Origin of the sequence: Streptomyces sp. NPDC006879 (assembly GCF_042869595.1) — a bacterium.
GTDB lineage: Bacteria > Actinomycetota > Actinomycetes > Streptomycetales > Streptomycetaceae > Streptomyces.
On the sequence record NZ_JBIAGC010000005.1, the window covers coordinates 213,466 to 236,764 of the forward strand.

General features: G+C 69.5%; 21 protein-coding genes. 6 read left to right on the plus strand and 15 right to left on the minus strand.

Annotated elements, in window-relative coordinates; all coding sequences use genetic code 11:
- Window positions 1-48: 48 nt before the first annotated feature.
- The 5 genes from ACFYMC_RS06560 to clpS all read right to left on the minus strand — a co-directional run bounded on the left by ACFYMC_RS06560 (window position 49) and on the right by clpS (window position 3,628).
- The gene (locus ACFYMC_RS06560; protein WP_388519719.1) at window positions 49-156 is read right to left on the minus strand and encodes a putative leader peptide; all 108 of its coding nucleotides are present in this window, start codon (window positions 154-156) and stop codon (window positions 49-51) included.
- A gap of 88 nt (window positions 157-244) precedes the next feature.
- Window positions 245-667, minus strand: coding sequence for a Mov34/MPN/PAD-1 family protein (locus ACFYMC_RS06565; RefSeq protein WP_388519722.1), 423 nt, complete (start codon window positions 665-667; stop codon window positions 245-247).
- A gap of 114 nt (window positions 668-781) precedes the next feature.
- Window positions 782-2,227, minus strand: coding sequence for an amino acid permease (locus tag ACFYMC_RS06570; protein ID WP_388519725.1), 1,446 nt, complete (start codon window positions 2,225-2,227; stop codon window positions 782-784).
- Window positions 2,228-2,702: 475 nt separating this feature from the next.
- A complete protein-coding gene (locus tag ACFYMC_RS06575) occupies window positions 2,703-3,314 on the minus strand; it encodes a DUF2017 domain-containing protein (RefSeq protein ID WP_388519727.1) in 612 nt (203 codons plus the stop codon).
- On the minus strand, window positions 3,314-3,628 hold the full coding sequence (gene clpS, locus ACFYMC_RS06580; protein ID WP_388519730.1) for an ATP-dependent Clp protease adapter ClpS: 315 nt from the start codon (window positions 3,626-3,628) through the stop codon (window positions 3,314-3,316). The genes ACFYMC_RS06575 and clpS overlap by 1 nt, the downstream gene beginning before the upstream one ends.
- 79 nt (window positions 3,629-3,707) lie before the next feature.
- On the opposite strand from clpS, the gene ACFYMC_RS06585 reads away from it, so the two are divergent.
- Window positions 3,708-5,036 (plus strand): nicotinate phosphoribosyltransferase, encoded by a 1,329-nt coding sequence (locus ACFYMC_RS06585; RefSeq protein WP_388519733.1) that lies wholly within the window; start codon window positions 3,708-3,710, stop codon window positions 5,034-5,036.
- A 193-nt stretch (window positions 5,037-5,229) separates the two neighbouring features.
- Window positions 5,230-5,829 carry a nicotinamidase gene (locus ACFYMC_RS06590; RefSeq protein WP_388519736.1) on the plus strand — a complete coding sequence of 200 codons (600 nt, stop codon included), beginning with the start codon at window positions 5,230-5,232 and terminating at the stop codon, window positions 5,827-5,829.
- A gap of 85 nt (window positions 5,830-5,914) precedes the next feature.
- On the opposite strand, the gene ACFYMC_RS06595 is transcribed toward ACFYMC_RS06590, so the two are convergent.
- A complete protein-coding gene (locus ACFYMC_RS06595) occupies window positions 5,915-6,226 on the minus strand; it encodes a hypothetical protein (protein WP_388519739.1) in 312 nt (103 codons plus the stop codon).
- Window positions 6,227-6,362: 136 nt separating this feature from the next.
- A complete protein-coding gene (locus ACFYMC_RS06600; protein WP_388519742.1) occupies window positions 6,363-8,762 on the minus strand; it encodes an immune inhibitor A domain-containing protein in 2,400 nt (799 codons plus the stop codon).
- A 379-nt stretch (window positions 8,763-9,141) separates the two neighbouring features.
- On the opposite strand from ACFYMC_RS06600, the gene ACFYMC_RS06605 reads away from it, so the two are divergent.
- Window positions 9,142-9,405 (plus strand): hypothetical protein, encoded by a 264-nt coding sequence (locus ACFYMC_RS06605; protein ID WP_388519745.1) that lies wholly within the window; start codon window positions 9,142-9,144, stop codon window positions 9,403-9,405.
- 217 nt (window positions 9,406-9,622) lie between these two features.
- Here the strand turns inward: ACFYMC_RS06605 and ACFYMC_RS06610 are convergent, their stop codons facing one another.
- The gene (locus ACFYMC_RS06610) at window positions 9,623-10,378 is read right to left on the minus strand and encodes an RDD family protein (RefSeq protein WP_388519748.1); all 756 of its coding nucleotides are present in this window, start codon (window positions 10,376-10,378) and stop codon (window positions 9,623-9,625) included.
- Window positions 10,379-10,537: 159 nt separating this feature from the next.
- Window positions 10,538-11,803, minus strand: a complete 1,266-nt coding sequence (locus ACFYMC_RS06615) for an RDD family protein (RefSeq protein WP_388519751.1) — start codon at window positions 11,801-11,803, stop codon at window positions 10,538-10,540.
- A 260-nt stretch (window positions 11,804-12,063) separates the two neighbouring features.
- Between ACFYMC_RS06615 and ACFYMC_RS06620 the strand changes: the two genes are divergently transcribed.
- On the plus strand, window positions 12,064-12,543 hold the full coding sequence (locus ACFYMC_RS06620; protein ID WP_388519754.1) for an SsgA family sporulation/cell division regulator: 480 nt from the start codon (window positions 12,064-12,066) through the stop codon (window positions 12,541-12,543).
- Between the two features lie 78 nt (window positions 12,544-12,621).
- On the opposite strand, the gene ACFYMC_RS06625 is transcribed toward ACFYMC_RS06620, so the two are convergent.
- Entirely contained in the window at window positions 12,622-14,085 is a 1,464-nt protein-coding gene (locus tag ACFYMC_RS06625) for an FAD-binding oxidoreductase (RefSeq protein ID WP_388519757.1), read from the minus strand.
- A 97-nt stretch (window positions 14,086-14,182) separates the two neighbouring features.
- Between ACFYMC_RS06625 and ACFYMC_RS06630 the strand changes: the two genes are divergently transcribed.
- Window positions 14,183-15,880 carry a hypothetical protein gene (locus tag ACFYMC_RS06630; protein WP_388519760.1) on the plus strand — a complete coding sequence of 566 codons (1,698 nt, stop codon included), beginning with the start codon at window positions 14,183-14,185 and terminating at the stop codon, window positions 15,878-15,880.
- A 74-nt stretch (window positions 15,881-15,954) separates the two neighbouring features.
- On the opposite strand, the gene hppD is transcribed toward ACFYMC_RS06630, so the two are convergent.
- Window positions 15,955-17,100 carry a 4-hydroxyphenylpyruvate dioxygenase gene (gene hppD / locus ACFYMC_RS06635; RefSeq protein ID WP_388519763.1) on the minus strand — a complete coding sequence of 382 codons (1,146 nt, stop codon included), beginning with the start codon at window positions 17,098-17,100 and terminating at the stop codon, window positions 15,955-15,957.
- A gap of 122 nt (window positions 17,101-17,222) precedes the next feature.
- Here hppD and ACFYMC_RS06640 point away from each other — a divergent pair, with 122 nt between their 5' ends.
- On the plus strand, window positions 17,223-17,690 hold the full coding sequence (locus tag ACFYMC_RS06640) for an Lrp/AsnC family transcriptional regulator (protein ID WP_388519766.1): 468 nt from the start codon (window positions 17,223-17,225) through the stop codon (window positions 17,688-17,690).
- A gap of 33 nt (window positions 17,691-17,723) precedes the next feature.
- Here ACFYMC_RS06640 and ACFYMC_RS06645 read toward each other — a convergent pair whose 3' ends face one another.
- The 4 genes from ACFYMC_RS06645 to ACFYMC_RS06660 form a co-directional block, all read right to left on the minus strand.
- Window positions 17,724-18,521: a S16 family serine protease gene (locus tag ACFYMC_RS06645; protein WP_388519769.1), complete on the minus strand. Its 798-nt coding sequence runs from the start codon at window positions 18,519-18,521 to the stop codon at window positions 17,724-17,726.
- A gap of 74 nt (window positions 18,522-18,595) precedes the next feature.
- Window positions 18,596-19,237: an IclR family transcriptional regulator gene (locus tag ACFYMC_RS06650; protein WP_388519772.1), complete on the minus strand. Its 642-nt coding sequence runs from the start codon at window positions 19,235-19,237 to the stop codon at window positions 18,596-18,598.
- Between the two features lie 374 nt (window positions 19,238-19,611).
- On the minus strand, window positions 19,612-21,396 hold the full coding sequence (locus ACFYMC_RS06655; protein WP_388519775.1) for a DEAD/DEAH box helicase: 1,785 nt from the start codon (window positions 21,394-21,396) through the stop codon (window positions 19,612-19,614).
- Window positions 21,397-21,641: 245 nt separating this feature from the next.
- Complete coding sequence (locus ACFYMC_RS06660) at window positions 21,642-23,147, minus strand: MFS transporter (protein ID WP_388519778.1); 1,506 nt, start codon at window positions 23,145-23,147, stop codon at window positions 21,642-21,644.
- Window positions 23,148-23,299: the final 152 nt, after the last annotated feature.

Consider the following 23,299-nt stretch of genomic DNA (forward strand, 5'->3'; position numbering starts at 1 on the left):
GCCCGCGCGCAGGGGAGCTGTGGTGCTGCGGAGCGCGGGCGGCGCCGCTCAGGCGGCGGAACAGATGGCGCTGGCGAGGCGGCACAGGTCGACGTGCAGCCGCGCCACCAGCAGCAGGGTGCTGGGCGTCTCGTTGCTCACGTCGTGGGAAACCATGCGGTCATCGTATCGATTCCCACTCCTTCGACTGGAGTGTGATCTCACCTGTCGGACCCGTACCGCTCACCAGATGGTCAGGTGGGACCTAGTAAGCGGCCACGACCTGCACTTCTTCCTCCGTGACGACCCCGTCCACGATGCGGTACGAACGGAACTGGAACTCGCCCGCGCCCTCGCTGTCGGCCGTGGAGACGAGCACGTAGTGGGCGTCGGGCTCGTTGGCGTAGGTGATGTCGGTGCGCGAGGGGTACGCCTCGGTCGCGGTGTGCGAGTGGTAGATGATGACCGGCTCTTCGTCCCGGTCGTCCATCTCGCGGTAGAGCCGCAGCAGGTCGGCCGAGTCGAACTCGTAGAAGGTGGGCGAGCGTGCCGCGTTGAGCATCGGGATGAACCGCTCGGGCCGGCCGGAACCCGCCGGACCAGCGACCACCCCGCAGGCCTCGTCGGGGTGGTCCTTGCGGGAGTGCTCGACGATCTGGTCGTACAGCTCCTGGGTGAGGGTCAGCATGAGCGACAGGATAAGCATGCGGGCCGGCCCGTACCGAAGCTCAGTACGAACCGGCCCGCATGCTGGACGGCGCCGTGGACACGGCTCCGTCCGCGGAAGGTGGACCGCCACCGTTCAGCGCCGGCCGGAGGCCACCCTCTCGGCGTTGCGGCGCCCCAGCACCAGATAGCTCACGCCCAGTGCTGCGCCCCACAGTGGAGCGCAGTAGAGCGAGATCCGAGCGTCCTCGTCCACTCCCATGAGCACGATGACCAGGGCGATGAACACGAGGGCGAACCAACTGCTGTACGGCGCCCCGGGCGCGCGGAACGGCGACTTCGGCAGTTCGCCCCGATCGGATCTGGCCCGGTACCGGATCTGCGAGACCAGGATCATGATCCAGGCCCACATGCCGGAGATGGTGGCGAAGGAGACCACGTAGTCGAAGGCCTTGCCCGGCGCCACGTAGTTGATCCAGACACCGACCAGCATCAGCGAGGCGGAGAAGCTGGTGCCGAGCAGGGGAGTGCCGTTCTTGGTCAGCCTGGTGAAGACCCGCGGTCCCTGGCGGTTGAGGGCGAGGTCGCGCAGCATCCGCCCGGTGGAGTACATGCCCGAGTTGCAGGAGGACAGCGCGGCGGTCAGCACCACGAAGTTGACGATGGCCGCCCCGATCCCCAGGCCCATCTTCTCGAAGGCCGCGACGAAGGGGCTGACTCCGGGCTGGAACTCCGACCACGGAACCACCGAGAGGATCATGATCAGGGCGCCGACGTAGAAGATGGCGATGCGCCACGGCACCGTGTTGATCGCCTTGGGCAGCACCTTCTCCGGATCCTTGGACTCCCCGGCGGTGACCCCGACGAGTTCCACGGCGAGGAAGGCGAACATCACGATCTGAAGGGTCATCAAGGTGCCGCCGAGCCCCTTGGGGAAGAACCCGCCGTCGCTCCAGAGGTTGCTCACCGAGGCGGTGGCCGCCGCGTCGGAGAAGCCGATGGTGAGGATGCCCGCACAGATGAGGATCATGCCGACGATGGCGGTGACCTTCACCATCGAGAACCAGAACTCCATCTCCGCGAAGAGCTTCACGGAGATCAGGTTGGCGCCGTAGAGGACCACCGTGAAGATCAGCGCATAGGTCCACTGCGGGAACGAGTCACCCGTCCAGTAGGTCATGTACTGCGCGGCAGCGGTGACTTCGGTGATGCCCGTGACCACCCAGAAGAGCCAGTAGGTCCAGCCGGTGACGAACCCCGCGAAGGGGCCTACGAACTCCCGGGCGTACTCCGAGAAGGAGCCCGACACGGGCCGGTACATCAGCAGTTCGCCCAGCGCCCGCATGATGAAGAAGATGACCAGGCCCGCCAGGGCGTAGGCCAGGATCAGACTGGGACCTGCCTTGGAGATGGCCTTGCCCGCCCCGAGGAACAGGCCGGTGCCGATCGCGCCACCGATGGCGATCATCTGGATCTGACGGGCGCCGAGCGCCCGGTGGTACCCCTCGCCCGGCTCGGTGGCCACGGCGCCGCCGGGCCTCCCGGCATCGGGGTCCTGCTGCTCGACCTGCAGCGAGGTCATGTCTGGTGCGCCTTTCTCCATGCCGACCCGCGCCGCGAGGCGGCTGCGGATCGGGTCTCGATCCCCCCGGATATGGATGGAGTGCACGCCGGCGGTCCGCCGGCCTTGAGCTACGCCGACGGACAGGGGTGTCGTCGCGCCGGAGATCTTGAAGATCTATCACGGCGCGATCACCGACCGGCGGACAGAACTGTGACGCGGACCACCGGGAAAACCGGATGATTCACCCACTCGATGACAATTGAGCGAATCCGGTTCATCAGATCGTTATTCGGATTTGAGACTCCCATGAGAGTGCATTTCGGCACTGCACCGGGATCGCGCCTGCCACGCCCCGCTGGATCAGCGCGCGGCGTCAGGCACGGCAGCACCACGAAGCGATCGCACCCCGCGTACGGGGTGCGATCGGGTGATCCGGCAACGCTGCGCCGCGGCCGTCGCCGAATCGCCGCCAGGGACGCGCAGAGGGGCACCCTTAGCCCATCAGGGTCTCCACCAAGGTCTCCTGGAGGCCACCGAGCCACAGGTACGCCATCACCATGGGCTTGCGCGGATCACTGTCCGGAAGCCGGAACAGCCGAGCCCCCTCGTCGTCCTCGGCGATCTCCAGCCGGGAGGCGATGGTCAGCCGCAGGTCGTTCAGCGCGCCCAACCAGCGCTGCGGCAGCTCGCCGCGCAACTCCAGCACCGCCGCCCCGTCGCCGCCGGGCGTGAGCGCGTCCAACGAACGGACGACCGCGAGCACGTCCTCCCGCTTGCGGGTGCGCAGGTCCGACTCCGTGAACCGGCGGAACTCCGCGGACCAGTCGCGCAGCTCCTGCGGGTCCCCGACCTCATCACCACCCGGACCGGCGCCGTAGGCGTCCGGGAACAGCCGGGCCAGCGCCGGATCGCTGGGCGGCTCACTGGGCCCCTCGGCGAAGAGCGCGGCCAGCGGGTCCTCGCCCGCCTTGGGCTCGTCACCGGGACCGATCAGCTCCAGGAGTTGGACCGCAAGGGAGCGCAGGATGGAGATTTCGACCTCATCGAGGGCGACAGCCGCGCCGCCGCCCTCCAGCGGCACGAAGGTGCCGGGGTGCGCGGCCATCAGCCGCGGTCCTGCGAGAGGGTCGCCCAGAGTCCGTATCCGTGCATGGCCTGTACGTCGCGCTCCATCTCTTCGCGGGTGCCTCTGGAGACGACCGCCCGCCCCTTGTGGTGGACGTCCATCATCAGCCTGTGCGCCTTGTCCTTGGAGTAGCCGAAGTAGGCCTGGAAGACATACGTCACATAGCTCATCAGGTTGACCGGGTCGTTGTGAACCAGCGTGACCCAGGGGACGTCCGGTTCGGGGACCGCGGAGGTCTCCTCCGCCTGCTGGGTGCGTTCGATCTCGATGGGAGCAACACTCACCCTGCCCATGCTGCCACTGTGACGGGCTCGTCGCACAAACCGAGGTAGATCTCGTCAGACTGACGAGATGTGGAGTAGCATCCCAGCCATGAACCCTGCGGACCTGGGCCTGCCGGTGGACGTCCCGTCGACAGCGCTCTTCACCGACCACTACGAGCTCACGATGCTTCAGGCCGCGCTGCGCAACGGCACCGCCGAACGCCGCTCGGTCTTCGAGGTCTTCACCCGCAGACTGCCCGAAGGTCGACGCTACGGCGTCGTCGCGGGCATCGGCCGGGTCCTGGACGCCGTGGAGAACTTCCGCTTCGACCACGCCGTGCTGGACTTCCTGCGCGAGCGCGCGGTGGTCGACATGCGCACCCTCGACTGGCTGTCCTCCTACCGCTTCGGTGGGGACATCTGGGGATACCCCGAGGGCGAGGCCTACTTCCCCGGCTCCCCGATCCTGCGCGTCGAGGGCAGCTTCGCCGAATGCGTGCTGCTGGAGACGGTGATCCTCTCCATCCTGAACCATGACTCGGCGATCGCCGCCGCGGCCTCCCGGATGGCGGCTGCCGCCGGTGAACGGCCCCTGATCGAGATGGGCGCCCGCCGGACCCACGAACTGGCGGCCGTGGCCGCGGCGCGTGCGGCCTACGTGGGCGGCTTCTCCTCCACCTCCTGCCTGGCGGCCGGCTTCCGCTACGGCATCCCCACCGTAGGCACGAGCGCGCACGCCTTCACCCTGGTGCACGACAGTGAGCGGGACGCCTTCGTCGCCCAGGTGGCCTCGCTGGGCGGCGCCACCACTTTGCTCGTGGACACCTACGACGTGGCCGAAGCAGTGCGCACCGCCGTCGAGGTGGCGGGCACCGGTCTGGGTGCCGTCCGCATCGACTCCGGCGACCTGCTGCTGGTCGCCCACCGGGTCCGTCAGCAGTTGGACGAACTCGGGGCGACCGGCACCCGGATCGTGGTCACCTCCGACCTCGACGAGTACGCCATCGCCTCGCTGGCCGCCGCGCCCGTGGACGCCTACGGGGTGGGCACCCAGCTGGTCACCGGTAGCGGCCACCCGACCTGCTCCATGGTCTACAAGCTGGTCGCCCGCGCCGCGTCCGCGGACCCCAAGGCCCCGTTGCTCCCGGTGGCCAAGAAGTCCCTGGGCGGCAAGACCTCCCACGGGGGTCGCAAATGGGCCGCGCGCCGACGTGACGACGAGGGGATCGCCGTCGCGGAGGTGATCGGCACCGGCCCGGTACCGCCCGAGCTCGCAGGTCAGCAGCTCGCGGTGGAGCTCGTCAAGGGCGGGGAGGTCGTGGCCAGGGAGCCGCTCGAAGCAGCCCGGGACCGCCACCGGGCAACCCGTGGTCGACTGCCGATGTCCGCGGTCCAGCTCTCCCGCGGCGAAGCTGTCATCCCCACGGAATACCTCTGAACGGCGGCGGGCAGGCGCACGTGTGACGAGTAGGCATGAACGCCGGGCGGCCGGGCATCCAAGGGGCATCGTCCCGCCGCCACACGATCAGCGCCACCGCGCCACAGACCAGATCAGGCCCGGCCCGAGCACCGGGCCCCCGCCCCGCACCGTCCGGGCCGACCAGGCCCGGCCCGACCAAAGGACAGCCGCCATGCACCGCGCGTTGATCGTCGTGGACGTTCAGAACGACTTCTGCGAGGGCGGCAGCCTCGCCGTGAAGGGCGGCGCGGACGTGGCCGCCGCCATCACCGAGCTGATCGGCCAGTCCTCGGCCGGCTACCGGCACGTCGTGGCCACCCGCGACCACCACATCGACCCGGGTGACCACTTCGCCCGCCCGCCGGCCGAGCCGGACTTCCAGCGCAGCTGGCCGGTGCACTGCGTGGCCGGCACCGAGGGCGTGGGCTTCCACCCGAATTTCGCCCCCGCCGTGGCCTCCGGCGCCATCGCCGCAGTCTTCGACAAGGGCGCCTACAGCGCTGCCTACAGCGGCTTCGAAGGACAGGACGAGAACGCCGTCGCTCTGGCCCGGTGGCTGCGCGAGCGCGAGGTGAACGCCGTGGACGTGGTCGGCATCGCCACCGACCACTGCGTGCGGGCCACGGCCCTGGACGCCGCGGCCGAGGGGCTGACCACCCGCGTCCTGCTGGACCTCACCGCAGGCGTGGCCCCGCACACCACGGCCCGTGCCCTGGAGGAGCTGCGCGCCGCGGGGGTGGAGCTGTCCGGCACCCCGGTGGTCCTCGGCTGACGGCCGGCGGGGCCGGCTGCGGCGCCCCCGACGTTCCCGGCCCTCCAGCCGGGAGACGGTGCGGCCCCGACGGGCCCCGGAGCGGTCATCCCAGCAGGGCCCGGATGGGGTGCCACAGCTCGGCAGTGCGGTCCGGCGCGGTCCGCCAGAGCAGGCCGTCGGGGTGGTGCAGTACGGCGGTGATCTCATCCGGGGTGGGTGGTTCGGCATTGCCCCGCAGGTAGACGGCGCGCATTCCGAGGTTGCGCAGCCTGGTCAGGGCGCGGGCCCGGTTCACTGCGTGCACGAGTACGCGCACCTTGCCGTTGCCACCGGTGCCGTCCGGACACGGCCTCGGCAGGGTCAGGGCGACCACCACCGTGCCGTTGGGCAGCTTGATGAATCCTCCGCCTGGCATGCCTCTCACTTCCCCCGTGAGTCCGGTACGCGACCGGTATGTCAATAACGACTTCGCACCACGCATCTAAACGCGATCGGCCGCCGCCCGCTAGTGGGCGACGGCCGATCATGCTTTGACCTGTGGTGATGCGAGACTATCGAACGGAGGGGGCGACCCGGATGGTCATGTTCGAACCGTCCTTGGCCTCACGGAGGATCGAGATCCGGGTGTTGGTGTCAGCGGTCTTGACACTGCCGGTCGGGTTCTCCGCGTAGTAGTACTTGCCCTTGTGGTCATCGAAGACCGACACGCCGCGCTTGGACGGGATGCGCAGCGCCTTGCCGGCGTTGTGCAGCGTGAAACCGTCGGTCCGGTACTTGCTGAACGGCGCGTCGAACGGCTGGATCTTGTTACGGACCAGCGAGCCGTCGGACCACTTCAGCGGCTTGGCGTGGGCGTCGATCGGCAGGATCAGACCCGAGCCGGGGTGCGCGCTGACGTTGTTGTCCTTCTGGGAGGTGTCCCAGAGCCAGAGCATCAGACCGTTCTGGTAGGGGTAGTGCTCGACCCAGTCGGGGCGGGTGTTCGAGAAGCCGAAGTTGTACGGGCCGACCTTGAGGGTCCTGTCGTACGAGACGTACTGGCGGTTCTCGGCCAGGTAGTACTGCTTGTACTTCTTGGTGAAGCTCTCGCCCACCCGGGAGAAGCCCTTGGCCGTCCAGCCCTCGGCAGCCGTCTCGGCACCGTCGGTGAAGATGGCCGCGCCATCAGCGGTGATCTTCAGCGCGTCGGCGGTGAAGCCCTTGCCGCCGGCGCCGCCGTCGGTCTGGTAGCGGAAGCGCAGATCGATCTTCTTGCCGGCGTAGGCGTCGAGCGGGAAGTTCAGGTCCTTCCAGTCGCCGGAGACGTCGGTCAGAGCGGGCTTGTCGGCGGCGTCGCGCGGCAGGGCCTGACCGTTCGCGGTGCCGTCGAGGGCGGTCCACTGGCTGCCACCGTCGGTGGACACCTCGGTGTAGAGGTAGTCGTAGTCCTTCTCGATGTCCCACCAGCCCTTGAGGGACAGTGCGGCGGAGGACTTGCCGGTCAGGTCCACGGAGCGGGTGAGGGTGTTCTTGAGGTCGTCACCCATGTTGCTCCACCACTGCATCGTGCCCTCGGCGGGCGCCGTGACGGTGGTGGTGACGGACTTCTTCGGCAGTTCGACGACCAGCGCCTGCTTCTTGCGGGTGTTGTACGCCGAGACGCCCAGCTTGTGCGTGGACTTGGTGGCGGCCTTGGCCTTGTCGTAGTTCAGCCAGCCCAGTTGGAGCTTGTCCCAGGCAGTCATGTCGCCCGGCATGTCACCGATGGACTGCTTGCCGGTGCCCAGCCAGGAGCCTGCCGACATCAGGGACCAGAAACCGACCGAGTTCTCGCCACCGCCGGAGGTGTCGTACAGGTCCGGCAGGCCGAGGTCGTGGCCGTACTCGTGGGCGAAGACACCGAGGCCGCCGTTCTCCGGCTGCATGGTGTAGTCGCCGACCCAGATGCCGGACTTGCCGATCTGGGTACCACCGGCCTTGTTGTCCTTCGGGCCGGTCTGTCCCGCGTTGGTTCCGTAGGCGTACCAGCGGTGGGCCCACAGAGCGTCGCCGCCCTGCGCACCGCCACCAGCCGACTCGTCCTCGCCCGCGTGGACGATCTGGAAGTGGTCGATGTAGCCGTCGGGCTCGTTGAAGTTGCCGTCGCCGTCGTAGTCGTAGCGGTCCCAGGCGTCGTACTTCGCCAGGGTGGCCTTGATCTGCTTGTCGGTCTTGCCGGCCTTCTTCTGGGCCTTGACCCAGGCGTTGACGCCGTCACGGACGGTGTCCCACACATTGGCGCAGTTGGACTGGCCGCAGTAGTTGGAACCGTAACGGGCCTCGTTGTAGGGGACCTTGACCCAGTCGGAGACGGTGCCGTCGACCGAGTAGCGGCCGGAGGAGGTCTTCTCGTAGTAGGTCTTGAGCGAGTGCTCGCCCTTGCCCGTGGCGAAGTACAGGTCCTGGAAGTGCTTGCGGTTGTAATCCGCCTTCCAGGCCGTGCTGTTGTCCTTCTTGCGATCGGGCTTGGCTATCTTGTTGTGCAGCGGGCCGGGCGTGCCGGCGTACTTCTTGATGGGCGGCTTCGGCCCGTCGCCGTCCGGGTCGAACATGGTCGTGTTGTCGACCTTGTCGCCGAACTCGACGAGGATGGTGAAGATCTTGTCGGCCTTCTCCCGGGCAAGCTCGACGTACTTCTTGTTGGCGAGCTTCACCACCTTGGAGCCGTTGCGCTGCTGCACACCGGCCTTGCCTGAGATGACCTGTTCCAGGGCGGCCTCGCGGGCCTGCGCCTGCTGCTTGCTGAACGGGCCTTCGAGGTCGTGCTCGACATGCGTCTTCGCGGGCGCCGGGTCGTGGCGGTCTACCGCCACGTCGGTCGGGGCGCTCTGGGCAGAAGCAGTGGAGAAGGCCGAGATACTGGCGGCGCAGGCAGCCATGGCCACCGTCACCGCGGCAGTGCGCAGCACTCGTCGGCCGCGCGGATTCTTCATGCTCACTTGATGTTGTTCCCCTCCCGCGGCCACCCGGCCGAAAACCGAGGATGGGGGGTTCCGGGGCAGCACGCGTCTCAAGTGAACGACATTCGATCGGATGAGAGCCAGAAAAGACAGACCTTGACATGGTCCGAGCAAGTGCACTATGCGGGCGGCCGGTTCCGCATTACGGACACTGTTGGTGATGTCAACAGGCGCGCACTTCTTCCGCATTGGTGCACGTGAAACGCGTGTGCGCCCCCCATGCACCGGCACAGGGGGTTAGGTCGTGCTTACCAGCCGTTCCCTTCGGGCATCCACCGTCGTAGAGTCGGTTGCCGTGCGCCCGAGTTGAGCCGACTCCTCCCCCTACGAAGCCTCCAGGACGGAACCCGCCATGCCGCGCCCGACTGCCGCACAGCTTGCCTACGGCTCCGCCACGGTCGTCGTCTCAACCCTCGCCATGCTGCTGCTGTCCCAGACCCGCAGCGGGATCGGCGTGGCGATCATCACCCTGGCCGCCCTCGCCCTCGGTATCCTCGTCTCCCTCTCGGTGCCGCTCCCGAAGCAGGCGAGCGCCAGCGCCCCGGCTTCGCGCCCGGCAACCCCGGCAGCACAGACCCGTCCCGCCGAGCGTCCAGCCCAGCCGGTACACCACTGATCCGACCGGCCCCCCGCACCCGAGATCGCGCGTCCGCTCTTCCACCAACGCCGCGACGGTCCGGGTTCGGTGAACACGAAGCACAAACGGCCGGCCCGACCCCGACAAAGGGGATCGGACCGGCCTCGGCTGCTTGCACAGCTCCAGGCACGACGACCGGAAGGGTCCACCGGGTTCGCGGCACTCGGGCGACCCCGTCCCCCAGGCCAGACGGCGCTCAGGCCACGACCGTGACCACGACCGTCTTGCCCACCTTGTCGTGCAGACCCTGCCGGTAGGGGCGGTCCGCCAGGATCGTGATGATCAGCACCAACTCCCAGATGCACGGACAGCACAGGAGCGCCGGCAGCCACAACATGGCGGCACGGGAGAGCGAGGCGTTCGTCGGGGGAACGGTGCCGTCATTGAGCATCGCCACGCGCAGGCCCAACCACCGCTTACCGAGGGTCTGTCCGTTCCGTTTGACCATCAGGGTGTCGTAACCGATGTAGGCGACGATGGCGATCAGCGTCCAGAGCAGCCCACTGCCGTTGTAGGCCCGTGTGAAGACCTCCGTGGCGTCCTCGCCGTTGTTCGACTCAATCACGAAGCGGTTGCCCTCGAAAGGCAGTTGGATCAGATAGAGGGGAATGGCGATCAGCAGGACATCAATGATCCGGGCCAACAGCCGCTTGCCGAAATGAGCCAACGGCGGCATCCCCGCCAGCGGGTCAGGAGCACCGTAGGAGCCGGGGCCGCCACCATACGGGTCGCCCCCGTACGGACCACCGCCGGGCGGCGGGGGCGGCGGCGGGGGGAAGCCGCCGCCCGCGCCCCCACCCGAGGCCGGCCCCGCCGGTCCGCCGGGCGGCGGTGTACCGGGAGGCGGAGAGCCGTAGGGCGAGCCGCCGGACGGGGGCGTCTGGTCCGGCGGCTTCTTGAGGAACGGATCGTCTTCTGGCGACTCTCCCGGGCGCGGCTGATCGGTACTCATGGCCGTAGTCGAACCCGGGCCGGGACACCTCGCAACGGGAGCCGATCCGTTAGGGGGAAGGCAGGCGCGCCCGGTACGGCAACCGGCTGACGCGGACCGACGACGCGGCGAGGCACCGCAGCTGTCGTCGCACACCCGCCGGGTATCGGGGGACAGGCCTCAGCGCCCCACGAAAGTGCCGGCCGCCTTGTCGTGCCATCCCTGCCGCCACGGCCGATCGAACAGGCACCAGGCCGCGCCCAACACCCCGACGCCCAGCGAACCCAGCACCCCGTAGGTCAGCCAACGGCGCAGCGAGGCCCCGAACGAAGGGGGTTGTTGAGCGGTCGTGTCACGGACCCGCAGCCCCAACAGTCTCTTGCCCAGCGTGGCACCCCACTTGGCGGTCGGCAACGCCTCGTACACAACGCCGAAGAGCAGCAGGGTGGCCAGCACCAGACCTAGATGGCCGGCGGTGGTGGCGTCCAACAACCACACCGTGACCGTCCTGCCCTGGAGCTTGGCCGCATCGATCTTCGCCTCCAGGTGCGCAGTGGTCCTCGGAAGCAGCGGCACCGCGACGGCGACGGCCACCGCCGCGTAGACGACGGAGTCGAGGAGGCGGGCGGCCAAGCGGCGTCCCAACCCGGCGGGGCGGGCGGAGTTCTCGGCCATCTGCTGGAAGACGTCTGCCGGTGGCGGCCTCCAGTCCTCACCGGGCCGGGCCAGTTGCTGCACCTGCTGTTCCCAGGCCTGGGCGGCGACCGGCCCGGGCTGCGCCGGAACCAACGGGGCGGACTCTTGCGCCACCGCCCGTGGCTGGGCCGCCGGGGTGCTCTCCTCCGCCTCAGGGGCGGCCGGCTCCCCGGGCAGGGGGGCGGGTTCGGGTGCCGGAGCAGGAAGGCGGGGGTCGCGCACGGCTGCTCCGGCGGACCCCACGGGGGCGGCATAGGGATCGCGCGAGGACGCTTCGGCCGCAGGTGCTCCCAGATGGGGACGAGCCGGTGCTACTGGGTCGGCCGGGCGGGCGGGCACCCGCGGGTCGGGCGCGCTGCCACCCCAGGAGACCCGCTGGTCGTGGTCACCGCCGAACCCGGACTGGCGAGCGGCGTCGGCCTGCCAAGCGGAGGCCGGCTCAACGCGCGGTACCGGGACCGCGTCCGCAGGCTCGATCCCGGGGCGGGCCTGGGAGGCATGTGCGACCTCCGAGTCGGTGGGGGTGACGGGGTCCGTCGGGATTTCGGGGTCCTCGTCCAGGAAGACCGGACCGGTTTCCTCGGTGGTGCCCGCCGGCCCGGACGCGGAGAGCTCCCCCGGCTTCGCGGGGCGGCTGGTGCCGGGTGCCCAGGCCTGGCCGTTCCAGTACCGGACGAAGCCGGGGACAGAAGGATCGGGGTAGAAACCCTCTCGGGCCATGTTCCCGCCGTCGTCCGGAGCATCCGTCATCTGTCTTCCAACTCCGATCATGAACATCCGCGTCGTCTGTCCCAGGGAGGACACTAACGAAGAACGCGTGGGCCGCAGGAAGGAGTCGGGGCAACGGGTCCGGTTCGACCTGGCGAGCGAACGGCGGCGTCCGGCGCCGGGTCCCCCACCGGGCCGCTGAAGAAAATTCCTGCCCGAAAGTCGCGTCATGAAAGGCGCCCTGGGCGCTCTCTACCTTTCGAGGCCGGGTATCCGGCCAGGCACAAGAGGAAGGGACGCCGATGTCGCACACCGTGGTGGAACGCGAACTGGAACTCAAACTGGTGCTGTCGCCGGAGCGCAGCATCCCGGTACCCGCCCGGCTGACCTACCGCACCGAAGACCCCTACGCCGTCCACATCACCTTCCACACCGGTTCGATGTCCCCGGTCGAGTGGACGTTCGCCAGGGAGCTCCTGGTGGAGGGGGTGTTCCGACCTTGTGGCCAGGGAGACGTCCGGGTGTGGCCGACGAAGGTGGGGGGACAGAGCGTGATCTGCATGGCGCTCAGCTCCCCGGACGGCGATGCCCTGTTGGAGTGCCCCTCGACCGTGGTTTCGGCCTGGATCGAGCGGACCTTGCAGTTGGTTCCACCCGGCGCGGAGGGGGACCGGCTGGGGCTGGAAGCGGCCCTGGCCCGACTCCTCGCCCCTACACCGGCGGACGAGCTGTGGCTGCGCGACCCCTGGCCCTCCGACGAATCGGCGGAAGGGGAGGCATGAGCCGACCACCGGACCGGGGCCCTTCCCCGCGACGCGGAGGACGCGGGGAAGGTGCCCTCGGCGCGGGGGCGGGTGCCTTCAAAAGAGCTTGCCCGGGTTGAGCAGGCCCTGTGGGTCGAAGGCGTGCTTGACTGCGCGCTGCACCTCGACGCCCACTGGGCCGAGCTCACGGGCGAGCCATTCCTTCTTGAGGACACCGACGCCGTGTTCGCCGGTGATGGTGCCGCCCAGTTGGAGGCCGAGCGCCATGATCTCGTCGAAGGATTCCCGTGCCCGCCGGGCCTCTTGCGGGTCGCCGGGGTCGAAGCAGACGACCGGGTGCGTGTTGCCGTCACCCGCGTGCGCACAGACACCGATGGTCAGTTCGTAGCGCTGGGCGATGGCACGGGTGCCGTCGAGCATCTCGGCCAACCGGGAGCGAGGTACGCAGACGTCGTCGATCATCGTGGCGGGCCGCAGGGTCTCAAGTGCCGGCAACGCCGTCCGCCGTGCTTGGAGCAGGAGTTCGGACTCGGCTGCGTCAGCGGCCGGCACCACCGCGGTGGCCCCGGCGGCCGTGCACAGTTCGCCGACGGCCGCGAGGTCGGCGGCCGGGTCAAGGGTGTCGAAGGCAGCCAGCAGGAGCGCTTCGGTGCTCTCGGGGAGACCCATCCTGCCCAGTTGGTTGACGGCCTGAACGGTGGTGCGGTCCATCAACTCCAGCAGCGAGGGGGTGTGTCCGCGCTCCATGATGGCGCAGACGGCCTCGCAGGCAGCAGCGGTGGAGGGGAACTCCGCGGCCAGGGCGAGCTGGGCCGGCGGCTCGGGCTTCAGTGCGAGCACTGCGGCGACGATGATGCCGAGGCTGCCCTCGGAACCCACGAACAGTCGCGTCAGGTCGTATCCGGCGACGCCCTTGGCGGTACGACGGCCGGTGCGCAGCAGTCGCCCATCGGCGAGGACCACGTCGAGACCGAGCACGTATTCGGCGGTCACTCCGTACTTGACGCAGCACAGGCCGCCGGAGGCGGTACCGATGTTCCCGCCGATCGTGCACTGCTCCCAACTGGAGGGGTCCGGCGGGTAGTACAGGCCCTGTTCGGCGACGGCCCGCGAGAGCACGGCGTTGACGACGCCGGGTTCGACGACGGCGATCCGGTCGACGGCGCTGATCTCCGAAATGCGGTCCATCTTCACCAGGGACAGCACGATGCAGCCGTCGGTGGCGTTGGCCGCTCCGGACAGTCCGGTGCGGGCGCCCTGGGGAACCACCGGTACCCGCAGGGCGGAGGCGGTCCGCATGACGTGCTGGACCTGTTCGACGGTGCGGGGCAGCACCACCACCGCCGGCCTTCCGGCGGCACAGAAGCTCGCCATGTCCTGCGCGTAGGAGGCCGTCACCTCGGGGTCGGTCAGCAGGGCTCCCTCGGGGAGGGCGGTCCGCAGTCGGGCGAGCAGGCGGGCGTGGTCGGGGTCCTCGGCGGCGTCCGCTTCGGCGGGGGGTACGTCGGTGGCGACTGCCTCGGTGTGCAGTGCGTCGCGGAGATCGTCCTGGTGCTCCATGGCCCCAGCCTGGCACTCGGGGCCATCGGTGTGAACCCGGACACAGGACCGCTCCCCATGGCACGGTGTGCTCTTCGTATTGACGCACAGTGACCTTATGCCGACACCACACGCCGATGAGTCCGCACAGCCGTACCCGTCCGCCGGCTTCACCGGCCGAAAGACGCTCGTGGCCACCGCCGTGGCCGTGGTCCTGATCGCCGGAGCGCTGCTGATCCGGCCGGCGCGGCCCGACGATCCTCGGCCGCCGCGCCCCCAGGACCGGGCGATGTCCTCCGTCGGCCTCGGGGCCCCCGCCTCCGCCACCGATCTCGGGGCCCTGATCGACGACCGCGAGAGCTGGCTGCGCGAGCACGACAAGGACGCACCGGCCTGGTCCGTCCTCGGCTCGGCCTACCTGGAACGGGGCCGCCGGAGCACGGACACCTCCTGGTACCCGAAGGCGGAGCGGGCTTTGAAGCGCTCGCTCCAACTCACCCCCGCGGAGAAGGGCAACTACGACGCGATGGTCGCGATGGGGGCGCTGGCGGTGGCCCGCCACGACTTCCGCACCGGCAAGAAATGGGGCGAGCTGGTGCGGGCGCAGTCACCGCAACGTTGGACGGCCTATCCGGTGCTGGTCGACGCGTACACCGGCCTCGGCGAGTACAAGTCGGCCGAGGCCGCATCCGAGAAGCTGCTGTCGCTGCGGCCCGGGCTGGCAGCGTACACGCGGGCGGCGCAGGTGTACCGGGACCGGGGTTGGCGGGAGGACGCGACGGCGGCGATGGAGAACGCAGCCGCCGCGGCCCGCACCCCCGCGGAGAAGGTCGAGTGCCTCTACCGGCTCGGCGAGCTGTCCTGGGAGCGCGGCGAGGCCGCCGAGGCCCTGCGCATGTACGAGGGGGCCCAGCGCGCGGACGGCACGCACCACCAGTCGTTGGGAGGGAAGGCTCGGGCTCTCGCCGCTCTGGATCGACACGGCGAGGCGGTGAAGGCCTACCGCACGGCGCTCACCCGCACCCAGAGCCCGCAGCTGGCATTGGAACTCGGGGAGCTGCTGGAGTCGATGGACCGGGGCGAGGAGGCCGCACAGGCCTACGCCCTCCTGCGGTCGATGACGGCGAGGGCGGCCTCGCACGGAATGGGCCAGGAGGTAGTGAGCGGGCTGTTCGAAGCCGACCACGGGGATCCGGTCGCCGCCGTGAAACGGCTTCGCGCGGAGTGGGACCGTCACCCGAACGTCCAGGTGGCCGACGCACTGGGGTGGGCGCTCCACCAGACGGGCGCGGATCTTCAGGCCCTGGAGTACGCGAAGAAGGCGACGGACCAGGGTCTGCGTAGCGCGGACTTCTCCTACCACCGGGCAGTGATCGAACAGGACCTCGGGGACTGGGCGGCGGCCCGTCGACACCTGGACGAGAGCCTGCGTACCAACCCTCGGTTCTCACCGGTGCGGGCGCCGCTGGCCAAGGAAGCGCTCGCGGCGATCAAGGAGCCATCGGGCGGTCCGCAGAACGTGCACGGATCCGGCACGTGGACGCCTCCGAAGATCGAGAAGGTGCCGACGCCCCCGCGAGCGGTGGAACCGAAGTCGGACCAGAAGAAACGACCCGACACCTCCGCGAAGGGTGCTCCCGCCAAGGAGTCCGCGGCGAAGGCCGACGCCGGGAAGGCGCCCCCCAAGGCCCCCAGGGAACAGGAGGCCGACGCCGGGGCCAGGGGAGGTTCCGCCGCTCGCAAGGACGCGGCGGCGGAGGGGAAGCCCCCTGCCCCGGCGGCAGCCGGACCCGCGGAGCCGGCGGACAAGCCGTAGGGACGTCCGCGCGCACCGCGTACCCCCTCAAGGTCAGGTGCGGGGGTACGCGGGAATCGGTGTGGGTCGGTCGGTCAGAGGTTGCCGCGCTTCTCCTGCTCGCGCTCGATCGCCTGGAACAGCGCCTTGAAGTTGCCCTTGCCGAAGCCCATGGAACCGTGGCGCTCGATCATCTCGAAGAACACCGTCGGACGGTCCTGCACCGGCTTGGTGAAGATCTGCAACAGATAGCCGTCCTCGTCCCGGTCGGCCAGGATCTTCAGCTCGCGCAGGGTGTCGATCGGCACGCGGGTGTCGCCGACCCACTCCCCCAGGGTGTCGTAGTAGGAGTCGGGGGTGTCGAGGAACTGCACGCCGGCAGCACGCATCGCGCGCACCGTCGCGACGATGTCGTTGGTGGCCAGGGCGATGTGCTGGACACCCGGCCCGCCGTAGAACTCCAGGTACTCGTCGATCTGGGACTTCTTCTTCGCGACGGCCGGCTCGTTGATGGGGAACTTGACCTTCAGGGTGCCGTCCGCCACCACCTTCGACATCAGCGCCGAATACTCGGTCGCGATGTCGTCGCCGACGAACTCCTTCATGTTCGTGAAGCCCATGACCTTGTTGTAGAAGGCGACCCACTCGTTCATCCGGCCGAGTTCCACGTTGCCCACGCAGTGGTCGATCGCCTGGAAGGTGCGCTTGGCCGGCGGCTCCACCATGGGGGCCATCGCCACGAACCCGGGCAGGTACGGGCCCGAGTAGCGCGAGCGGTCGACCAGGGTGTGCCGGGTCTGCCCGTACGTGGCGATCGCGGCGAGCACCACCGTGCCGTGCTCGTCGGATACCTCGTACGGCTCCTCCAGGCCCCGGGCACCCTGGGCGACCGCGTAGGCGTAGGCGGCCCGCGCGTCGGGTACCTCCAGCGCGAGGTCGATCACGCCGTCCCCGTGTGCTTCCACGTGCTCGGCGAGGAACCGGCCACGGTCGGTGGTCGCCTTGATCACCGAGGTGAACACGAACCGTGCCGAGCCACTGGTCAGGACGTAACTGGCCGTCTCGCGTACACCGTTCTCAGGACCGGAGTACGCCACCACCTTCATCCCGAAAGCCGTGGAGTAGAAGTGTGCGGCCTGCTTCGCATTGCCCACGGCGAAGACCACCGCGTCCATTCCCTTGACCGGGAAGGGGTCAGCCGCGCGGGCGGTCTCGGGGGTGTGATCCAGGGTCTCAGTCATGGACGCAGAGTCCCGCCGATCCACAAGCTGCGCAATAGTTTCTTGTTCCACTGGTCAAACTGCCCAGCGAATGGGCAGGATCTCCTGGCTGTCTGTACAGGATGACCACCAGGAGGAGCTCGATGTCGATCGACGAACTGGATGGCAGACTCATCGTTCTGCTCGCCCGTGAACCACGCATCGGTGTGCTGGAGGCCTCTCGCCGCCTCGCAGTGGCGCGCGGCACCGTGCAGGCGCGTCTGGACCGGCTGCAGTCCAACGGAGTCATCCGCGGGTTCGGCCCGCAGGTCGATCCGGCCGCCCTCGGCTACCCCGTGACCGCCTTCGCCACCCTGGAGATCAAACAGGGCCAGGGCTCGGACGTGCGGGCCCACCTGGCCACCGTCCCCGAGGTCCTGGAACTGCACACCACCACCGGACACGGGGACATGCTGTGCCGGCTGGTCGCCCGCTCCAACGCCGATCTGCAGCGGGTGATCGACCGGGTCGTCGGCTTCGAGGGCATCATGCGGGCCTCCACCGCGATCGTCATGGAGAACCCGGTGCCACTGCGGATCATCCCGCTGGTGGAGCAGGCGGCCGGCGAGTGACCCCAGCGCCGCGGACGGTCCGCGTGGGAGAGGTCAGCAGGCGGGGACCGTCCCGCCCTCCGACAGGGCCCTCAGGGAACCCACCGCGTCCTTGAGGGTGGTCACGGGAATCAGCTGCAAACCCGACGGCAGTTCGGACTTCGCGTCCGAACACTCCGCCTTGGGGACGAGGAAGACACTCGACCCGTCCCGCTTGGCGGCCTGCGTCTTCAGCGCGACGCCACCCACCGGGCCGACCGTACCGTCCGCCGAGATGGTGCCCGTACCGGCGACGGACCGGCCACCGGTGAGGTCTCCGCCGTCACCATTCCCGGCGAGCTTGTCGATGATCCCGAGGGAGAAGAGCAGCCCGGCGCTGGGGCCCCCCACGTCGGCGAGGTTGAGGGAGACCTTGACCTTGCTCGGGCTCTCACCGAGGAAGCCCAGGGCGGCGCGGGTCGCCTCGTCCTGGGACTCGGCCATCTCCGCCGAGTTGTGCTGCTCGATCTCCTTGTCGCTCCCGCCGGAGGGGTAAACGGCCTCCCTCGGCATCACCGCCCGGTCCGTGCGGAACCAGCTGTCCACCACGTCACCGAGGCCCACGTCAGCGGACGGGCCGGTCGCCACGATCGTCGTCATCCGCAGTTCGCCGCGGGTCTCACGGGTCGGCGCCCCGGTGATCTCGATGATCTTCGTCCCCCCCTGCGAGCCGAGGACGTTCGCGGTCAGCCCGGGCTGTGCCAGCGCGAACGGCAGTGGGGCGAGCGCGGCAACGGCGAAGAGGGCCAGCACCGGCACGGCGCACACGGCCAGTGCGACGGGGCGGGAGAGACCAGCGAGGCGTGAGAGCACCCCTCCAATCTAACGGTCGCCCACCAGCGCCGTGCGCACCGCGGGCACAGCCGTCCCGGGAGTGCCCGCGGTGTTCAGCGCAGCGCGTCGGCGACCTCACGGGCCGCGTCCACCACGCGCGGTCCGACCCGCTCGGGCACCGCGTCGGCAAGCATCACCACGCCGACGCTGCCCTCCAGGCCGGTGATTCCCACCAAGGGCGCCGCCGCCCCGCTGGCGCCCGCCTCGAGCTCGCCGTGGGTGAGGGTGTAGCCGGGGTCCATCAGGGCCCCCGCCCGTGCGGCCAGGATGGCCCGGCCGGCAGCGCCGCGGTCCAACGGATGCCGGAATCCGGCGCGGTAGGCCACGTGGTAGTCGGTCCAGGTGGGTTCGACGACGGCCACGGCCAGCGCGTCCGACCCGTCCACCAACGTCAGGTGCGCGGTCGCCCCGATGTCCTCCGCCAGTGAGCGCAGCGCGGGCAGCGCCGCCTCGCGCACCAGCGGGTGGACCTGACGCCCCAGGCGCAGTACGCCCAGGCCCACGCGTGCCCGGCCGCCGAGGTCTCGGCGGACCAGGGCGTGCTGTTCGAGCGTGGCGAGTAGTCGGTAGACGACCGTGCGGTTGACGCCGAGCCGGTTGGAGAGCTCGGTGACGGTGAGTCCGTGGTCGGTATCGGCAAGGAGTTTGAGGACACGCAGCCCTCTGTCGAGCGTTTGGGAGGTCTCCGCGGTCACGACGCCTCTCCCTCTGTGTGAGCGGCCTCTGCGTGACGGCGGTTCCTCCCACGGGGGTTCGCGCTGCCGGTCCCATCGGCGACGCACGGAGAGGCCGCCGGTTAGGCCTTGGCACCGGCTGCGCTCCGCGGCGGCGCTGCCACGGGGCGTTTCTTTGCCGGGAATGTAGCGAGCGGGTCCGCTCAGCGGAAGACCTCGTCCAGAATCCGGGCGCGACGGCGTCGTTTGTCCCGATTCAGCGGGCCCGATGTGCGCCCTCGTGGTTTACCGGGGAGCCACCTCTTTACGTATCCATTACTGCAAGGGCGTTCCCGAACGAAGGGGTGGCATCCGTGGGTTCCTCCACCTGGACGCCACCCCCATTTCATGCGGAATCACCGCATCCGCGTGGCCCACTCCTGGACCTTCGCAATACGCTCGCGCAACTGCCCGGCCGTGGCCTCCGCGCTCGGAGGTCCACCGCAGACCCGGCGCAACTCGGTGTGGATGACCCCATGGGGTTTGCCGCTCTGGTGGACGTAGGCACCGACCATCGTGTTGAGCGACTTGCGCAGCTCCAGCAGCTCCTTGTGCGATACCACGGGGCGGCGCTCGGCCGGCAGTTCCAGCAGATCCGCCTCGGTGTCGGGTTTGCGACGGCTGTGCGCGATCTGACGGGCCTGCCGCTTCTGGAGCAATAGCTGTACCTGGTCCGGTTCGAGCAGGCCCGGAATGCCGAGGTAGTCCTGCTCCTCCTCGCTTCCCGGGTGCGCCTGCATGCCGAATTCGGCACCGTCGTAGAGGACCCGGTCAAAGACGGCGTCGGACTCAAGCGCCTCGAAAGGCAGCATGTCTTGTTCGCCGGTGTCCTCGTCCTGCTCCTTGTTCGCCTCGTCCATCTCTTTCTCGGATTCGGCGTAAGGGTCCTCCTCGCCCTCTTTCTTCGGGCGGTCGAGCACATGGTCCCGCTCGACTTCCATCTCATTCGCGAACCCGAGAAGCATCGGAATGGTCGGAAGGAAAACGGAAGCGGTCTCACCACGTCGACGGGAACGCACAAAACGACCGACCGCCTGGGCGAAGAAGAGCGGGGTGGAAATCGTGGTGGCGTACACCCCTACCGCGAGCCGCGGCACGTCCACGCCTTCGGAAACCATCCGGACGGCCACCATCCAGCGGTCTTCGCTCGCGCTGAAGTCGTCGATGCGCTTCGAGGCACCCGTGTCGTCGGAAAGCACCACGGTCGCTTTGGCCCCGGTGATCTCCCGGATCAGCTTGGCGTAGGCACGTGCGGAGTCCTGATCAGATGCGATCACCAGACCGCCCGCGTCCGGGATGCCCTTGCGCACCTCGGTCAGCCGCTGATCGGCGGCCCGCAGTACGTTCGGCATCCAGTCACCGCGCGGATCGAGGGCGGTGCGCCAGGCCTGCGAAACGGCGTCCTTGGTCATCGGTTCGCCCAACCGCGCGGCGATCTCGTCACCCGCCTTGGTCCGCCAGCGCATGTTGCCGCTGTAGGAGAGGAAGATGACCGGCCGGACCACACCGTCGCCGAGTGCGTTTCCGTAACCGTAGGTGTAGTCGGCCGAAGAACGGCGGATGCCGTCGTTGCCCTCCTCGTAGGTGACGAAGGGGATCGGGTTGGTGTCGGAGCGGAAGGGCGTACCGGTCAGCGCCAACCGACGGGTCGCCGGGTCGAAGGCCTCCAGGCACGCCTCGCCCCAGGACTTGGAGTCTCCCGCGTGGTGGATCTCGTCGAGGATGACCAGGGTCTTGCGCTGCTCGCACCGGTTGCGGTGCAGCATCGGGCGCACGCCCACCCCCGCGTAGGTGACCGCCACCCCGTGGTACTCGCGGCTCAGCGGACCTGCCGAGTACTCCGGGTCCAAGCGGATGCCTATCCGGGCCGCCGCCTGCGCCCACTGCTTCTTGAGGTGCTCGGTGGGCGCGACGACGGTGATCTGCTGCACCACGTGGTGGTGCAGCAGCCAGGACGCGAGGGTCAGCGCGAAGGTGGTCTTCCCCGCGCCGGGCGTCGCGACCGCGAGGAAGTCACGGGGCTGTGTCTGGATGTACCTGTCCAGCGCCCCCTGCTGCCAGGCGCGCAGCTTGCTGGCCGTGCCCCACGGGGCGCGGCCGGGAAAGGCGGGTGAGAGGTGGTGGGAGGCGGTAGTAGTCACGGTCTCCGGTTCGGTGCTCTCGGTTGCACGGACTGTACGGGCTTACGTACGACAACCGGGCCACCCTACCGGTGGCCCGACCGTCCCTCGGGCTGGACGAGGCCGTGACCTCGTGGGGTGCGACTCAGCTCACAATCACGCCGGCTCGGCGGCCGGGCAGGGCAGTTGGGCCGCCCACCCCCGCGTGACGGACCGCCACGGGCGGCCCGGGCCGTGGACATGCGGGGCCCGGCGGGCCCGCCCCGTCACCGGTCGCGGCAAGCCTCGGGGCGGGCCTTCGGTGGCGCGAGGCGGGTGGCGACCCAGGCGCCGAGCAGGGCGACCGCAGCCATCGGCAGGAAGACGGCGACGAAGGCCGCCGGGTGCGAACCGACCGGCCCGGCACTGGCCGCGGAGTGCACCGCGCCCACCGCTCCGCCGCCCAGCGTGGCGAAGGCGGCTCCACCGACCGCCAGCAGCACCACGCTCGCCAGGCCGTCGGAGATCTGGAGCGCGGCTGAGTTGGCCCCGGCCTCCTCGGGCGCGGACAGCTTGAGCATCAGCACGCTCGACGAGGCGAGGGTCACCCCCATCCCGAAGCAACCGACCCCCCAGGACACCGCGACCACCCACACCGGCACCGCCGCCACGAGCACGGAAGGCACGGCGGCGATGGAGGCACCCACCAGGGCCATCCCCAGGACCATCAACCGCTCCCGCCAGGGCTCCAGCCTGGGCCTGGCCTGCACCCACGAACCGAGTGCCCAGGTGGCTCCGCCACCGGCCAGGCAGAGTCCCGCCAAGGTGGGGCTCAACCCGCGCTGAGTGACCAGCATCAGCGGCACGAAGCTCTCCGCTGCGATGAACGATCCGCCGGCCAGGCCGCGCAGCAGCACCACGGCGGGCAGGCCGCGGGCCGCCCGGTAGGTACCGCGTGGCAGCAGCCCCCACACGGCCGGCACCAGGAGCGCCACACCGGCCAGTACCGGGACCAGCGAGAGGGGACGCAGGTCCTGCGCCCCGTACTGGAGCAGTCCGGCACCGAGCGAGATACCGAGTGCGAGCCGGATGCGCCGGCGGTCGAAGGCGGCGGGCCCGGCATCGGGGTCGGCGGGCCCGGAGGCGGTGCGCCGGATCTCGGGCACTGCGAGTGCCAGGGGGAAGACGACGAGCACGGGGATGCCCACGAAGACCCAGCGCCACCCGAGGTGCTCGGTGACGCTTCCGGCGACCAGCGGGCCGACGATGGAGGGGACCACCCAGCTCGCCGCGAACGCCGCCATGATCGCTGGCCGCAATCGTTCCGAGTAGGCGCGGCTCACCACCACGTACAGGGCGACGATCACGAGCCCGCCGCCGAGGCCCTGGACCGCTCTTCCGAGCACGAAGAGCCACATGGAGCCGGCCGTACCGGAGAGCAGGAGTCCGGTGCCGAAGGCCACGATGCCCAGGGTCAGGGGGCGGAGTGGGCCTTGGCGGTCGGCCCACTGTCCGGAGAGCACCATCCCGAAGAGGCTGGTGGTGAAGTACCCGGAGAAGGCGAAGGCGTAGAGGGCGATGCCATCGAGTTCCCGGGCGGCGACCGGCATGGCGGTGCCCACGGCGGTGGCCTCGAAGGCGATCAGGAAGACGACGGTGATGATGCCGATGCTGAGCGAACGGTGGGCCGGACCCAGAATCCCGGTCGGTTTCGGCTCTTCGGTGTGATGGGGGGTCTGATGTGGTTCTTCGGTGCGCGATAGCTCCGACGCGCGGGGTTCCAGGGCGGCCATGGGCTCAGAGTAAGGGGCTCAACTCGATTACGCCCCTGTCTTTAGATGGGGGTCCTCCTAGTAGTGCTTGGTCAGGTTGGTGTGGTGCTTGGTATGTCGCGGTGGCAGGTGGGGCAGGCGCCGGTCCAGGTGGCGAGGAGGGTCTGTAGTTC

What these genes read in the sequence shown, in the direction of transcription:
- ACFYMC_RS06560 (WP_388519719.1), bottom strand. Translation starts at nt 156, where the DNA reads ATGGTTTCCCACGACGTGAGCAACGAGACGCCCAGCACCCTGCTGCTG.
- ACFYMC_RS06565 (WP_388519722.1), bottom strand. Translation starts at nt 667, where the DNA reads ATGCTGACCCTCACCCAGGAGCTGTACGACCAGATCGTCGAGCACTCC.
- ACFYMC_RS06570 (WP_388519725.1), bottom strand. Translation starts at nt 2,227, where the DNA reads ATGACCTCGCTGCAGGTCGAGCAGCAGGACCCCGATGCCGGGAGGCCC.
- ACFYMC_RS06575 (WP_388519727.1), bottom strand. Translation starts at nt 3,314, where the DNA reads ATGGCCGCGCACCCCGGCACCTTCGTGCCGCTGGAGGGCGGCGGCGCG.
- clpS (WP_388519730.1), bottom strand. Translation starts at nt 3,628, where the DNA reads ATGGGCAGGGTGAGTGTTGCTCCCATCGAGATCGAACGCACCCAGCAG.
- ACFYMC_RS06585 (WP_388519733.1), top strand. Translation starts at nt 3,708, where the DNA reads ATGAACCCTGCGGACCTGGGCCTGCCGGTGGACGTCCCGTCGACAGCG.
- ACFYMC_RS06590 (WP_388519736.1), top strand. Translation starts at nt 5,230, where the DNA reads ATGCACCGCGCGTTGATCGTCGTGGACGTTCAGAACGACTTCTGCGAG.
- ACFYMC_RS06595 (WP_388519739.1), bottom strand. Translation starts at nt 6,226, where the DNA reads ATGCCAGGCGGAGGATTCATCAAGCTGCCCAACGGCACGGTGGTGGTC.
- ACFYMC_RS06600 (WP_388519742.1), bottom strand. Translation starts at nt 8,762, where the DNA reads ATGAAGAATCCGCGCGGCCGACGAGTGCTGCGCACTGCCGCGGTGACG.
- ACFYMC_RS06605 (WP_388519745.1), top strand. Translation starts at nt 9,142, where the DNA reads ATGCCGCGCCCGACTGCCGCACAGCTTGCCTACGGCTCCGCCACGGTC.
- ACFYMC_RS06610 (WP_388519748.1), bottom strand. Translation starts at nt 10,378, where the DNA reads ATGAGTACCGATCAGCCGCGCCCGGGAGAGTCGCCAGAAGACGATCCG.
- ACFYMC_RS06615 (WP_388519751.1), bottom strand. Translation starts at nt 11,803, where the DNA reads ATGACGGATGCTCCGGACGACGGCGGGAACATGGCCCGAGAGGGTTTC.
- ACFYMC_RS06620 (WP_388519754.1), top strand. Translation starts at nt 12,064, where the DNA reads ATGTCGCACACCGTGGTGGAACGCGAACTGGAACTCAAACTGGTGCTG.
- ACFYMC_RS06625 (WP_388519757.1), bottom strand. Translation starts at nt 14,085, where the DNA reads ATGGAGCACCAGGACGATCTCCGCGACGCACTGCACACCGAGGCAGTC.
- ACFYMC_RS06630 (WP_388519760.1), top strand. Translation starts at nt 14,183, where the DNA reads ATGCCGACACCACACGCCGATGAGTCCGCACAGCCGTACCCGTCCGCC.
- hppD (WP_388519763.1), bottom strand. Translation starts at nt 17,100, where the DNA reads ATGACTGAGACCCTGGATCACACCCCCGAGACCGCCCGCGCGGCTGAC.
- ACFYMC_RS06640 (WP_388519766.1), top strand. Translation starts at nt 17,223, where the DNA reads ATGTCGATCGACGAACTGGATGGCAGACTCATCGTTCTGCTCGCCCGT.
- ACFYMC_RS06660 (WP_388519778.1), bottom strand. Translation starts at nt 23,147, where the DNA reads ATGGCCGCCCTGGAACCCCGCGCGTCGGAGCTATCGCGCACCGAAGAA.